Below are 13,643 nucleotides of genomic sequence, written 5' to 3' on the forward strand. Positions count from 1 at the left end.
CATTTTTATGATTTTACAATTCTTTTTAAAGACTCTTTAATGAGGTTTTCTACAGAAAATATTGGATTTTCATCCCAAATATCATCTATAACTTTTTTAGCCTCTTGATGAGAAAATCCAAGTACACTTAAAGCACTTAAAGCTTCTTTTTTTATTAAATAAGATGTATTTTCCAATGGTTTTACGTTTTTTTCTTTTATAGGAATAATATCTTTAATAATTTTATCTTTTAGTTCCATAATAATTCTTTGAGCTGTTTTTGTTCCAATTCCTTTCACTTTTTTAAATACTTTTATCTCTTCTTGAGATATAGATTTTTCTATTTCATATGGAGTCATAGAAGATAATAATATGATAGCAGAACTTGGACCTATTCCATTGACGGATATCAAATCAGAAAATATTTTCCTTTCTTTTTGACCAAAAAAACCATACAAAACATGTTGGTTTTCTTTTATAAATAGATAAGTATATATGCATATATCTTTTCCTTCTATTTCTAACAAAGAATAATAGGTGTATGAGGATATATGAATATGATATCCTATTCCATGACAATCTATGATTAAATAAGATTGATTTTTCTCTACTAACTTGCCTCTTAAATACGTTATCACGATATTATCATCAATAGATAATAGTTATTTCTTTCTAAAAAAAATTTGTATGGGTGATCCTATAAAATCAAAATGAAAACGAATTTTGTTTTCAATAAATCTTTTATAAGATTCTTTTATGTATTGAGGATAATTCGAAAAAAAAATAAATTTGGGTGTGCATGAAGGCAACTGAGTACAATATTTTATAGTTATATATTTATTTTTTTTATTGGTAGTAGGAGGATTTTTTTTCAAAATTGGTAACATAATTTTATTTAAAATATTCGTTTTTAATCTGTTTTTACGGGATTTTAAAACTTGATAAGCTATGGGTAAAATATTGTGTATTCCATCTTGATTTTTAGCGGATATAAAAATAATGGGAACATTATCAAATGGAGAAATTTTTTTTCTGATAATAAATTCGTAATCTTTTTGTGTACAAAAATTTCTTTTATCAAATAAATCCCATTTATTAACAAGAATTATAATCCCTTTATTATTTTTTTCCACTAATCTAAAAATATTTATATCTTGTTTTTCCCATCCACGATTTGCATCGACCATTAAAAAACAAACATCCGCATATTTTATTGTTTTTAATGTTCTCATGACAGAATAAAATTCAATGTTATCTTTGATTTTGGATTTTTTTCTGACTCCAGGTGTATCTACTAAAATACATTCATATTCCCATTTTTTATAAAATACATCTAGACTATCTCTGGTTGTTCCCGAAATATTTGTCACGATATGATGATTTTTATTTAGAAAAGAATTAATTAAAGTCGATTTTCCTACATTAGGACGTCCTATTATTGAAAAACGAGGAAGAAATTCATATTTCTCTTCTTTTTTTTTCAATAACTTATGTTCAAATATTTCTATTAATTCATCCAACAATTCTCCCGTTCCACTCCCATTTATAGCTGATATATAATGATATTTTTCAAATCCTAAACGGAAAAAATCTGTATTAGAGTGTATAGATTTTACGTTATCTACTTTATTCACAATTAATAGAATGGTTTTTTGACATTTTCTTAATATTTGAGCTATTTCTCTATCTTCATCTAATATTCCTATTTTCATATCTACTAAAAATAAAATAACATCAGATTCTCTGATAGCCATGAAAATTTGATTTTGGATTTCTTTTTCAAGTGCATTATGATTTGAAACAGAAAAACCTCCAGTATCTATGACAGAAAATTTGACTCCATTCCATTCTGAATTTCCATAAATACGGTCTCTTGTTACTCCACTTGTCATATGAACAATCGCTTTTCTTCTTCCTACAAGACGATTAAACAAAGTCGATTTTCCTACATTAGGACGTCCTATTATAGATACGATATAATTCATTTTTATTTAATAAATTATTCACAAAGGTAGAATTTTTTCATTCATTATTAGATTATTAGTCAAATTACATATTAACAAAAAAAAATAATAGATTGCGTATAGATATTGTTAGCATAGTCCCTGAAATTCTTCATAGTCCTTTTTCCAATTCGATTATTAAAAGGGCAATGAATCAAGGTTTAATTGATATTCATGTTCATGATTTACGTAAATATGGATTAGGAAAACGAAAAAATGTAGATGATTATCCTTATGGGGGTGGATCAGGAATGGTAATTAGAATAGAACCTGTATATCGATGTTTTTCTAAACTTATATCAGAAAGAAATTATGATGAAAAAATTTTTATGACTCCTGATGGAAAATTGTTTTCACAAAAATATGCTAAAGATTTAATTAATAAGAAAAACATTATTATTCTTTGTGGGCGTTATAAAGGAATTGATCAAAGAATTAGAGATCATTTAATTTCCAAAGAAATATCTATTGGAAATTATATTTTATCTGGAGGAGAACTAGCTGCTGCTGTTGTTGTAGAATCTATAGTTAGATTGTTACCTGGAGTCATAAAAAATCAAGATTCTATTATGACCGATTCTTTTCAAATAGAATCGGTCATAGCTCCTCCTATTTATACTCGTCCCCTCATTTATAAAGGTTGGTCTGTTCCAAAAATACTTCTGTCAGGACATCATCAAAAAATACAAAATTGGTTAGAAAAAAAATCAAAAGAATTCCAACAAAAATCGGATGATTAGAGGATCTATCAAAATAAATTTTACTATAAATTAATCGTTTTATAATTTTATCTACTTTATCGAAATCAAATTCTTTGATAACATCTTGCATCAAATTTTTAATTTGTGTGTTACACAAATTTCCTATACTCCCTTCATGAGAATAACAAACCTTAGTATTAGTAAAGGGTTTAAAACATCCATTTTGGATATCAGAACCTACTTTTCGATAAGCTTCTCTAAAAGAATATCCTTTTTCAACAACCAAACTGTTAACAACTTCAACACTAAATAAATATTTATATTTATCATCCTGAAGGATATCTTTTTTGATCATGATATGATTTAACATATATTTAAACATAAAGAAACATTTTTTAATTTCTTCAAAAATCGGAATAAATCTTTCTTTAATAATTTGAAAATCTCTATGATATCCGGAACATAAATTAGAAGAAATCAAAGAAATTTCATGAGGTAATGATGTTATCCTGTTACATTTAGCTCGTATCATCTCAAAAACATCTGGATTTTTTTTATGAGGCATAATACTAGATCCGGTAGTTAAATCATCAGGAAAATTAATAAAATTAAAATTTTGACTTAAATACAAACAAATATCTTGTGCCATTTTGCTTAAAGTTCTTGCTAAAGATGAAATAGATTCTGAAACAATTCTTTCCATTTTTCCACGTCCCATTTGAGCATATACTACATTATAATTTAAATTTTCGAAACCCAATAAATCAGTTGTCATTTTTCGATTTAAAGGTAAAGAAGAACCATAACCTGCCGCGGACCCTAAAGGATTTTTGTTTACAATACGATATGCTGTCCTTATTAATAGTAAATCATCTATTAAACTTTCTGCATATGCGGCAAACCAAAGACCAAAAGAAGAAGGCATGGCTATTTGATAATGAGTATAACCAGGCATTAATATGTTTTTATGTTGTTCACTTAATTTTAATAATAAATCAAAAAAAGAATAAGTCATGTATACGATTTCTTTGATTTCTGTACGAATAAAAAGTTTTAAATCCAATAAAATTTGATCATTTCTAGATCGACCACTATGAATTTTTTTACCAACTTCTCCTAAACGATTGGTTAACAAAAATTCTATCTGAGAATGAATGTCTTCTATTCCCTTGTCAATCTTAAAATTATTTTTTAAAATCTCATGAATATAAATGTTACGTAGTTCCTGAATTAAAATTTCTAAATCTTTTTTATTCAATAATTTGATACTTTTCAACATAATAACGTGAGCTATAGTTCCGATAACGTCATGTGGTGCTAAAAGTAAATCGATTTTTGAATCCTTACTTGAAGTAAAATTTTCTATTTCTTTATTGAAATTAAAATTCGTTTTTTTCTCCCAAATTTTCACGGAATAATATTTTTTCTATCTTTAGATAAAACTATAAATTTTATGTAAAAAATAAAAAAATTAATGGATTATGAATAAAAAACATAATACAATCAAAGATTATACAGCAGATAGTATTCAATCTCTTGAAGGAATCGAACATATTCGACTTAGACCTTCTATGTATATTGGAGATATAGGAACTAGAGGATTACATCATTTGGTTTACGAAGTCATAGATAATTCTGTGGATGAAGCTTTAGCAGGTTTTTGCAATAAAATATCGGTAACAATTCATAAAAATGGATTTATTACTATTCTTGATAATGGTCGTGGGATTCCAATAGATATTCATAAAAAAGAAGGAAAATCGGCTCTAGAAGTTGTCATGACTCAAATTGGGGCAGGTGGAAAATTTGACAAAAATTCTTATAAAGTTTCTGGAGGATTGCACGGTGTAGGAATTTCTTGTGTTAATGCTTTGTCTAATAAACTTATAGTCACAATTTATCGTAACAGAAAAATTTATCAACAAGAATATTGTAAAGGAAAACCGCTTTATTCTGTAAAATATTTAGGTGAAACTAATATGCAAGGAACAAAAATTACCTATATTGCTGATCATTATATTTTTAATTCCATTACATATAATTATGAAATTTTAGCTAATCGATTAAAAGAGTTATCTTTTTTAAATAAAGGTCTACGTTTATTTTTGAAAGATGAAAGAGTGAATATAAAAGAACATTTTTTTTCTAAAAATGGATTAAAAGAATATTTACCGATTTTAGATAAAAATAAAGAATCTTTAACCAAAAATATTATTTGTATTGAAGAAGAAAAAGATAATACTCTTGTCGAAATTGCCATGCAATACAATACTTCTTTTAAAGAAAAAATTTACTCTTATGTTAATAACATCAATACTTATGAAGGAGGAACTCATATTTCTGGTTTTAGAAGAGCTTTAACAAGAACGTTTAAAAAATATATAGATGTATATGGATTTATATCGAATAAAATCGAATTGACTGGAGATGATTTTAGAGAAGGAATTACGGCAATTATATCTGTTAGAGTAATGGACCCTCAATTTGAAGGACAAACTAAAACAAAATTAAGCAATCACGAAGTAGGAGGTATTGTAGACAAAATTGTGGGAGAGACATTGTATAATTATTTAGAAGAACATCCTAGTGATAGAAAAAAAATTATTGATAAAATAATATTATCAGCTAAAGCACGTCAAGCTGCTAAAAAAGCTCGTGAATTGATACAGAAAAAAACTCCTATCAGTAGTATTTTGCCTGGTAAACTAGCAGATTGTTCTTTCAATAATCCCGAAAACTGTGAAATTTATTTAGTAGAAGGAGATTCTGCAGGAGGAACGGCTAAACAAGGAAGAGATAGAAATTTTCAAGCGATTTTACCTTTAAGAGGTAAAATATTAAATGTAGAAAAAGCTGTACAGTATAAAATATTTGAAAATGAAGAAATTAAAAATATATTTTCTTCTTTAGGAGTTTCGATTGGGACAGAAGAAGATCAAAAAATTTTAAATATAAAAAAACTTAGATATAATAAAATTATTATTATGACAGATGCTGATATAGATGGAAGTCATATTTCCACTTTAATTTTAACATTATTTTTTCGTTATATGAAACCTTTAATAGAAAAGGGTCACATTTATATTGCTACGCCTCCACTTTATTTAATTAGAAAAGGAAATCATTATCAATATGCTTGGAATGATCAAGAAAGAGAAAACATTATCCATCAATTGGGAGGAAGAAAATATGTCTATATACAACGATACAAAGGATTAGGAGAAATGAATGCAGAACAACTTTGGGAAACAACTATGAATCCTAAAAAAAGAACTTTACGTAAAGTGAATATATCTGATTATTCAGAAGCCGATAATATATTCTCAATTCTTATGGGAGACGAAGTTCCTCCAAGAAGAAATTTTATAGAAAAAAATGCGATACATGCAAAAATTGATGTTTAATTTTTTTTTAGTTAAAAAAATCAATCAAAATGAATTATATTCAATCGATCCTATTAGGGATTATTGAAGGAATTACAGAATTTTTTCCTATTTCTTCTACAGGACACATGATTTTTGCAGCATCCATAATGGGAATTATTAAAAATAAAATAACAAATTTATTTATTGTTTCTGTTCAGTTTGGAACTATTTTATCTGTAATTTTTTTGTATAGAAAAAAGTTTTTTTTTCAAAAATGGGATTTTTATATAAAAATTTTTTTAGCGACTTTTCCTGTAGGTATTTTGGGTTTTTTTTTCAACAGGATAACCAATTTTTTTTTAGATAAACCACTCATCATCGCTTTATCTCTATTGATAGGAGGATTATTGATTTTGAAAGTAGAAGTTTTTTATGAAAAAAATTTTTTTCATAAAAAAAATGGGATTACTTATTTTACCGCTTTTATTATTGGATTATTTCAATGTATGGCTTTAATTCCAGGTGTATCTAGAAGTGCAACGACTATTGTTGCTGGTATGCTTCAAAACGTAAATAAGATAAAAACCATTGAATTTTCTTTATTTTTATCTGTACCGGTTATTGGAATTGCTACATGTAAAAAGTTATTTGACTATTATTTTCAATTAAGTTCTTTTACATTTAAAGATATAGAATTACTGTTATTAGGAAATATAGTATCTTTTATAACCGGAATGATAACTATAAAATGTTTCATAAAATATTTAAAAAATTTTAAATTATTTGGATACTATAGAATTATTTTAGGAACTTTTTTTATCATTGTCCATTATTTAATAAAACCGATTGAAAAATTTTGATTCAAAGTTTATCAGAATTTAAAAATGGAAAAATATTATTGGTCGATAAACCATGGGGATGGACTTCTTTTGACATTGTCAAAAAAATAAAAAGTCATATTCTATCCGAAAAAGAAAATTTAAAAATAGGACATACAGGAACTTTAGATCCTTTTGCTACAGGTTTATTAATAATATTAACAGGAAAATATACTAAAAAAGTAAATGAAATTCAAAATTATAAAAAAGTTTATACCGGAATTATGAAATTAGGTTGTGAAACCTTGTCTTTTGATTCAGAAACAGAAGAGAATAATTATTCTTCCATTTCCCATATTACTCCTACATTGATTAAAAAAATATCTCAAAAATTTTTGGGAGAAATCGATCAATATCCCCCATCTTTTTCTGCTTTGAAAATAAAAGGAAAAAGATTCTATGAATATGCTAGAAAAGGAATCAAAATAGGACTTAAATCTAGACGTGTAAAAATTTATAAATTTCATATCCTAAAAATAGCAATTCCCTACATAAAATTTTTTATAGAATGTGGAAAAGGAACTTATATTAGATCTATCGCCCAAGATTTTGGTAAAGCACTTAATAGCGGTGCTTATATCCTTTCTTTAAGAAGAGAAAAAATCGGAAATTTTTCTATGAATTCTTCTTCCATCAAATTAAATGTTTCAAAAAAATTTCCGTGTTATTTACTATAAATTAAATTTTGTATTTTTTGTACCATATATTAAACTTTTTTTGGATTTCTTCATGAGTTAATGCCCCTTTTTTGACTCCTTCTAATAAATGTTTTTTGAATAAAACACCGTTTTTAGAAAAAATGGATTTTACCGTATGAGTTGGTTGTGCTCCTTTGATCAACCATGATACAGCATTTTTCATTTTTAATACAGTAGAAGGAGGATCTGTATGAGGATTGTATGTTCCTAGTTTTTCAATAAATTTTCCATCTCTAGGAGAACGAGAGTCAGCTACAACTATATGATAAATAGGTTTATGCTTTTTTCCAATTCTTTTTAAACGAATTTTTACAGACATAATTTGATTAGATTATATTAATGAAACTTTATTCAGGTTTTTATAGTCTAGTGGTCTAAATTTAGATATAATTATCATGTTTTTGAAAAAAAATGATATATATTTACATTTTTCATAGACCCGTTGTGTAACGGTAGCACAGCAGATTTTGGTTCTGTTAGTTGGGGTTCGAGTCCCTACGGGTCTGTTCCCTTGTATATAGTTTTGGGATTTTAGAGAACAAAATGAAATGAGTATTGGAATGAAAATCAAAAAAGAAAAAGTTTTATTAATAGCTTTTTTAAGTGTTTTAGCATATATATTTATTCATTTATCAAAATCCTTATTAGGATTGGATAAATTTTCTCTTTGCATATTAAGATGTTTCGTTATATCAATTTTCACATTGTATTCTTTTATGAAAAAAGATTTAACGACTTGGATCTTATTATCTATTATCATAGGAATAGAAATGGGATTAGATATGCCAAAAATTGCTGTGGAACTCAGATTTTTATCTCAAATATTTTTGAGATTGATAAAAACTATTATTTCTCCAATATTATTTTCAACTTTGGTAGTTGGAATAGCAAGTCATTCTAATATTAAACAATTAGGTAGCATGGGGTGGAAATCTCTATTATATTTTGAAGTGGTGACAACTTTAGCTTTGTTTATTGGTCTTATAGCCATTAATGTATCTCAAGCAGGGGTGGGTATTGTGATGCCTTCAGGAATGATGCAACAACAATTACCAAAAGTAGAAAGTAGAACTTGGCAAGATACAATTCTTCATGTATTTCCGGAAAATTTTATAAAATCGATCTATCATGGAGATGTATTACCCATAGTGATATTTTCCGTTATATTTGGTGTATCCATGGTTTTCTTAGAAGATAAGAAACGAAGTCCTATATTACTATTTGCAGAAAGTCTTTCAGAAATCATGTTCAAATTTACTAAAATTATTATGTATTTTGCCCCTATAGGGGTGGGATCTGCCATTGCTTATACAGTAGGACATATGGGATTGGATATTTTATATAATTTATTTCAATTATTATTGACTCTTTATATTGCTTTATTGATTTTTTTGATCGTTGTTTTATTTCCTATTCTTTTGTGGATTAAAGTTCCTTTAAAAGGTTTTATAAAAGCATTAACGGAACCTGTATCACTCGCGTTTGCTACTACGAGTTCCGAATCTGCCTTGCCTTTACTTATGGAAAATTTAGAAAAACTAGGTGTTCCTAGAAAAATTATAGCTTTTGTAATTCCGACAGGTTATAGCTTTAATTTAGATGGAACTACTCTTTATTTATCATTAGCAACCGTTTTTGTAGCACAAGCATCTGGTATTCCTTTGAGTTTTAGTCAGCAAATATTTATAGGACTTACGTTAATTTTAACCAGTAAAGGAGTTGCTGGAGTTCCTAGAGCATCTTTAGTAATTCTTTTAGCTACTGTAGCTTCTTTTGGATTACCTACTTGGCCCATATTAGCAATTATAGGAATAGATGAATTAATGGATATGGCTAGAACTACCGTAAATGTTATAGGAAATGGATTAGCAAGTTGTGTAATTGCTCGTTCGGAAGGAGAATTGGATGAAAAAAAAATGTTAGATTATATCCAAGGAGAAAATGGTAGAAAATAATTTGTAATTGAATTTTGAAAAAAATTGTTTTTTTATAGGAAAAAAATGTTCTATGCCCACCGGAGTAGTTACCAGCAAGTGTAATTCCAATATAGCTTTAATTAAATACTGGGGAAAACATAATAATCAAATTCAAATACCATTGAATTCGTCTATTAGTTATTCTTTAGGAAAAGTATACACAGTTACACGATTAATTTATAAAGAGAAAAAAAATAAAAAGAAAAAAAAATCTATAAGAGTATTTTTTTCAGGAAAAGAAAAAACTAGTTTTCTTCCAAAAATTTTAGAATTTTTTCATAGAATTTCATTTTATTGTTCCTACTTACGAGATTTTAATTTTATTATAGAAACCTATAACACTTTTCCACATAGTAGTGGAATAGCTTCTTCCGCTTCTTCCATGAGTGCTTTAGCATTATGTATCATGAAAATAGAAAAAAAATTGGTCTCTTCTTTAAAAGAAGATTTTTTTTTACAAAAAGCTTCTTTTTTAGCTAGATTAGGTTCTGGAAGTGCATGCAGATCAATTTATCCTGGACTCGTTATTTGGGGATATCATCAATCTATAAAAGGAAGTAATAATCTTTATGCAATCCCATATCCATATGAAGTTCATTCCATTTTTAAAAAAATAGAAGATACTATTTTAATCATAGATGATGAACCCAAAAAAATATTGAGTTCAAAAGGACATCAGTTAATGAGTAACCATCCTTATGCTAAAGAAAGATTTAAATGTGCTAATAAAAACATGAATCGACTTATATCGATATTAAAAATAGGAGATTTTCAAGAGTTTGGAGAATTAATAGAGCATGAAGCTTTGACTCTTCATGCCATGATTATGACCTCTCGTCCCTATTTTTTATGGATGAAACCTAATACACTGAATGTAATTCATACAGTATGGGATTTTAGAAAAAAGAGCAATAAAAATATTTATTTTACATTAGATGCAGGCGCTAATGTTCATCTATTATATCCTATTCAAGAAAAAACATCCATTATTAAATGGATATATAGTGATTTATTTTCTTTTTGTAAAAAAATTATAGAAAGTTTCTGTTTGTATAATTAATAATTATCTTTGTTTTTATTTTGGTGGACGTAGCTCAGCTGGTTTAGAGCATCAGATTGTGGTTCTGAGGGTCGCCGGTTCGAATCCGGTCGTCCACCCCATAATTTCAATTTAATATCTTTTTAATTCTTTTGAAAGCTTCTATGATTTTATCTTCTGATGAAGCATAAGAAATACGTAAACATTCATTATCTCCAAAAGCACTTCCACTAACGGTAGCTACTTTCGTTTTATGAAGTAAAAATTCAGAAAATTCATCTGAATTTTTAATGATCTTTCCATGTAACTTTTGTCCAAAAAAATATGAAACTTTTGGAAAAATGTAAAAAGCTCCGTTAGGTTTATAAAATTGAAATCCATCAATTTCTTTTATCATATCTAAAACTAGATTTCTTCTTTTTTCAAACTCTTTGATCATATATTCTATTTTATTGGGATGAGCATCTAACGCAGTCACAGCAGCCATCTGTGCAATTGAATTGGCGCAAGATGTCATTTGTCCTTGTATTTTATCACAAGATTGAGCAATCCATTCTGGAGCTCCAATATATCCAATTCTCCAACCTGTCATTGAAAAAGCTTTAGATAATCCATTCACGGTAATAACTTGATGATAAATTTCAGGAAATGTAGCAATACTAGTATGTTTTTCGGAATAACAAATATGTTCATAAATTTCATCAGAAATAATCATGATTTCTGGATGTTTTTTTAAAACTTCCGATAAATTTTTGAGTTCTTCATAAGAATAAACACTTCCGGTAGGATTACAAGGAGTACTAAAAATAAACAATTTTGTTTTAGATGTTATCGCTTTTTCCAATTGTTCTGGATCAATCTTAAAATTGTTATTCATAATTGTTGGAATGATAACAGGATAAGATTCACAAAATTTTACCATTTGTAAATAACTAACCCAATAAGGAGCAGGGATAATTACTTCATCGTCTTTATTCAATAAAGACAAAAGAACATTCATGATAGCTTGTTTAGCTCCGTTAGAAACTACAATTTGAGAAGGTGTATATTTTAAATGATTATCACGGTAAAATTTTTGGCATATTACTTTCTTAAGCTCTAAATATCCGGATACGGGAGTATAATGGTGATACCCTTTATCTATAGCTTTTTTTGCATCGGATAAAATAAAATTAGGTGGTGAAAAATCAGGTTCTCCCAAACTCAAATTTATAACGTCATAACCTTGATTTTTCAATTCTCTGGCTTTAGACGACATAGCTATGGTTTGTGAATAAGATATATTCTGTAAACGATAGGATAGTCTATTTTTCATATCATAAATATTTATTAATTATTGGAATTATTTGAAATGATTACAAATCTAAATAAATTTGATTATAAATTTATTGTTCATTCATAATATGGAATTAATTCAAAAATATTTTCCAAATCTATTGGATCAACAAATCTATAAACTGTCTTCTTTAAAAAATTTATATGCATATTGGAATACATATGTAAATTTAATTTCGAGAAAAACATTTAACGATTTTTATCAACAACACGTTCTATTTTGTTTAGGAATTGCTAAAGTATTTTCTTTTTATCCTGGTTCATGCGTCATGGATTTAGGTACAGGAGGAGGATTTCCGGGTATTCCTTTATCTATCGTTTTTCCTCATACAAAATTTATATTAGTAGATTCTATTAGAAAAAAAATAAAAATTATAGAAAAAATTATATATCATCTTCATTTAAAAAATGTGTTTCCTATTTGTATACGTGCAGAGAAATTAGAAAATCAATTTGATTTTGTAGTTACTCGATATGTCAAAAAAATAGACATCATCCATAATTGGATAAAAGATAAATTTAAATACAAATCTACTTATAAAATACAAAATGGAGCTTTCTATATAAAAGGAGGAAATCTTTATGATGAATTAAAAAGATTTCCTCATGCAGTAGAATATCCTTTAAATCATTATTTTAATGAACCATTTTTTATCACTAAAAAAATTGTTTGGATTTCCAATATTTAAACGAATGAAAAATGAATCCTAAAAAAATTTTTGTAAAAAAAGTAAAACAAAAAGGAGGATGGGTCAATGCTCATGCTCACTTGGATAGAGCTTATACTCTAACAAAAAAAAATTTCAAATACTCTTATTATCCTCTTAAACAAAAATGGTATTTGGTTGATGAAATGAAACGTTTAGCGACTGCAGAAGACATTTATATCCGTATGGAAAAAGCCTTAGAATATTTTTTAATGCAAGGAACTCAAGCTTTATGTTCTTTTATTGATGTAGATGAAGTTATTGAAGATCGCGCCTTAAAAGCCGCTAAAAAATTGAAAAATAATTATGAAAATTCTATTCATATTTGTTTCGCAAATCAAGTTCTTAAAGGTATTTTGAATCAAAAGTCAAAATATTGGTTTGATCAATCAATAGAATTTGTAGATATTATTGGTGGATTACCTGCTATAGATTCTGGAAAAGAAGATGAACATCTAGATATTTTATTACAAACAGCTAAAAAAAAAGGAAAAATTGTACATGTACATGTGGATCAATTTAATACAATAGATGAAAAAGAAACTGAAAAACTAGCAAAAAAAACAATAGAACATGGAATGCAAGGAAAAGTAGTCGCCATACATAGTGTTTCTTTAGCCGCACATGCAAGAAATTATCGTTATCAAATATACCAATTAATGAAAAAAGCAGACTTAATGGTAATATCTTGTCCCATTGCTTGGATTGATCATACTAGAAGTGAACGTTTAACTCCTACTCATAATTCTATCACTCCAGTAGACGAGATGGTTCCTGAAGGAATTATAGTGGCTTTTGGTACAGATAATATTTGTGATATCTATAAACCTTTTTCTGATGGAAATTTATGGATAGAACTAAGAGTGATGTTGGAAGCTTGTCATTATTATGATATAGATCATTTGGTAAAAATTGCGACAATCAATGGATTAAAAGTATTAGGATTGAAAAAAAAGTAATTT

13 protein-coding genes and 2 tRNA genes are annotated in these 13,643 nt (G+C 27.2%); 10 read left to right on the forward strand and 5 right to left on the reverse strand.

The window, feature by feature from the left end:
- Nucleotides 1-5: 5 nt before the first annotated feature.
- Both ruvA and der read right to left on the reverse strand, forming a co-directional pair.
- The gene (ruvA, locus tag H0H66_RS01360) at nt 6-617 is read right to left on the reverse strand and encodes a Holliday junction branch migration protein RuvA (protein ID WP_185858196.1); all 612 of its coding nucleotides are present in this window, start codon (nt 615-617) and stop codon (nt 6-8) included.
- A gap of 24 nt (nt 618-641) precedes the next feature.
- Nucleotides 642-1,964 (reverse strand): ribosome biogenesis GTPase Der, encoded by a 1,323-nt coding sequence (gene der / locus H0H66_RS01365; RefSeq protein WP_185858197.1) that lies wholly within the window; start codon nt 1,962-1,964, stop codon nt 642-644.
- A 92-nt stretch (nt 1,965-2,056) separates the two neighbouring features.
- Between der and trmD the strand changes: the two genes are divergently transcribed.
- Entirely contained in the window at nt 2,057-2,722 is a 666-nt protein-coding gene (trmD, locus tag H0H66_RS01370; RefSeq protein WP_185858198.1) for a tRNA (guanosine(37)-N1)-methyltransferase TrmD, read from the forward strand.
- Here trmD and argH read toward each other — a convergent pair.
- Nucleotides 2,610-4,094, reverse strand: coding sequence for an argininosuccinate lyase (gene argH / locus H0H66_RS01375; protein ID WP_185858199.1), 1,485 nt, complete (start codon nt 4,092-4,094; stop codon nt 2,610-2,612). The two genes, trmD and argH, sit on opposite strands and share 113 nt — an antisense overlap.
- Before the next feature lie 70 nt (nt 4,095-4,164).
- On the opposite strand from argH, the gene gyrB reads away from it, so the two are divergent.
- The 3 genes from gyrB to truB are packed head-to-tail and all read left to right on the forward strand — an operon-like array spanning nt 4,165 to nt 7,603.
- Nucleotides 4,165-6,087 (forward strand): DNA topoisomerase (ATP-hydrolyzing) subunit B, encoded by a 1,923-nt coding sequence (gene gyrB / locus H0H66_RS01380; protein ID WP_185858200.1) that lies wholly within the window; start codon nt 4,165-4,167, stop codon nt 6,085-6,087.
- A gap of 29 nt (nt 6,088-6,116) precedes the next feature.
- Entirely contained in the window at nt 6,117-6,908 is a 792-nt protein-coding gene (locus H0H66_RS01385; RefSeq protein WP_185858201.1) for an undecaprenyl-diphosphate phosphatase, read from the forward strand.
- The gene (truB, locus tag H0H66_RS01390) at nt 6,905-7,603 is read left to right on the forward strand and encodes a tRNA pseudouridine(55) synthase TruB (protein ID WP_185858202.1); all 699 of its coding nucleotides are present in this window, start codon (nt 6,905-6,907) and stop codon (nt 7,601-7,603) included. The genes H0H66_RS01385 and truB overlap by 4 nt, the downstream gene beginning before the upstream one ends.
- Nucleotide 7,604: 1 nt before the next feature.
- On the opposite strand, the gene rpsP is transcribed toward truB, so the two are convergent.
- Entirely contained in the window at nt 7,605-7,943 is a 339-nt protein-coding gene (rpsP, locus tag H0H66_RS01395; RefSeq protein WP_185858203.1) for a 30S ribosomal protein S16, read from the reverse strand.
- A 116-nt stretch (nt 7,944-8,059) separates the two neighbouring features.
- Between rpsP and H0H66_RS01400 the strand changes: the two genes are divergently transcribed.
- The 4 genes from H0H66_RS01400 to H0H66_RS01415 all read left to right on the forward strand — a co-directional run bounded on the left by H0H66_RS01400 (nt 8,060) and on the right by H0H66_RS01415 (nt 10,761).
- Nucleotides 8,060-8,130 (forward strand) — tRNA-Gln (locus H0H66_RS01400).
- A gap of 42 nt (nt 8,131-8,172) precedes the next feature.
- The gene (locus H0H66_RS01405) at nt 8,173-9,579 is read left to right on the forward strand and encodes a dicarboxylate/amino acid:cation symporter (protein ID WP_185858204.1); all 1,407 of its coding nucleotides are present in this window, start codon (nt 8,173-8,175) and stop codon (nt 9,577-9,579) included.
- Nucleotides 9,580-9,631: 52 nt separating this feature from the next.
- On the forward strand, nt 9,632-10,660 hold the full coding sequence (locus tag H0H66_RS01410) for a diphosphomevalonate/mevalonate 3,5-bisphosphate decarboxylase family protein (RefSeq protein WP_185858205.1): 1,029 nt from the start codon (nt 9,632-9,634) through the stop codon (nt 10,658-10,660).
- A 23-nt stretch (nt 10,661-10,683) separates the two neighbouring features.
- A tRNA-His gene (locus H0H66_RS01415) sits at nt 10,684-10,761 on the forward strand.
- A 5-nt stretch (nt 10,762-10,766) separates the two neighbouring features.
- Here the strand turns inward: H0H66_RS01415 and H0H66_RS01420 are convergent.
- Complete coding sequence (locus tag H0H66_RS01420) at nt 10,767-11,954, reverse strand: pyridoxal phosphate-dependent aminotransferase (RefSeq protein ID WP_185858206.1); 1,188 nt, start codon at nt 11,952-11,954, stop codon at nt 10,767-10,769.
- Nucleotides 11,955-12,042: 88 nt separating this feature from the next.
- On the opposite strand from H0H66_RS01420, the gene rsmG reads away from it, so the two are divergent.
- Nucleotides 12,043-12,663 (forward strand): 16S rRNA (guanine(527)-N(7))-methyltransferase RsmG, encoded by a 621-nt coding sequence (gene rsmG, locus H0H66_RS01425; RefSeq protein ID WP_185858207.1) that lies wholly within the window; start codon nt 12,043-12,045, stop codon nt 12,661-12,663.
- Between the two features lie 11 nt (nt 12,664-12,674).
- Complete coding sequence (locus tag H0H66_RS01430; RefSeq protein WP_185858208.1) at nt 12,675-13,640, forward strand: amidohydrolase family protein; 966 nt, start codon at nt 12,675-12,677, stop codon at nt 13,638-13,640.
- The last annotated feature ends 3 nt before the right edge of the window (nt 13,641-13,643 follow it).

This window comes from Blattabacterium cuenoti, assembly GCF_014251595.1.
Classification (GTDB): domain Bacteria; phylum Bacteroidota; class Bacteroidia; order Flavobacteriales; family Blattabacteriaceae; genus Blattabacterium; species Blattabacterium cuenoti_Q.

Excerpts from the sequence above, each read along its gene's own strand:
- der (WP_185858197.1), bottom strand. The coding sequence starts at position 1,964 with ATGAATTATATCGTATCTATAATAGGACGTCCTAATGTAGGAAAATCG.
- gyrB (WP_185858200.1), top strand. The coding sequence starts at position 4,165 with ATGAATAAAAAACATAATACAATCAAAGATTATACAGCAGATAGTATT.
- H0H66_RS01385 (WP_185858201.1), top strand. The coding sequence starts at position 6,117 with ATGAATTATATTCAATCGATCCTATTAGGGATTATTGAAGGAATTACA.
- rpsP (WP_185858203.1), bottom strand. The coding sequence starts at position 7,943 with ATGTCTGTAAAAATTCGTTTAAAAAGAATTGGAAAAAAGCATAAACCT.
- H0H66_RS01405 (WP_185858204.1), top strand. The coding sequence starts at position 8,173 with ATGAGTATTGGAATGAAAATCAAAAAAGAAAAAGTTTTATTAATAGCT.
- H0H66_RS01410 (WP_185858205.1), top strand. The coding sequence starts at position 9,632 with ATGCCCACCGGAGTAGTTACCAGCAAGTGTAATTCCAATATAGCTTTA.
- H0H66_RS01420 (WP_185858206.1), bottom strand. The coding sequence starts at position 11,954 with ATGAAAAATAGACTATCCTATCGTTTACAGAATATATCTTATTCACAA.
- rsmG (WP_185858207.1), top strand. The coding sequence starts at position 12,043 with ATGGAATTAATTCAAAAATATTTTCCAAATCTATTGGATCAACAAATC.
- H0H66_RS01430 (WP_185858208.1), top strand. The coding sequence starts at position 12,675 with ATGAATCCTAAAAAAATTTTTGTAAAAAAAGTAAAACAAAAAGGAGGA.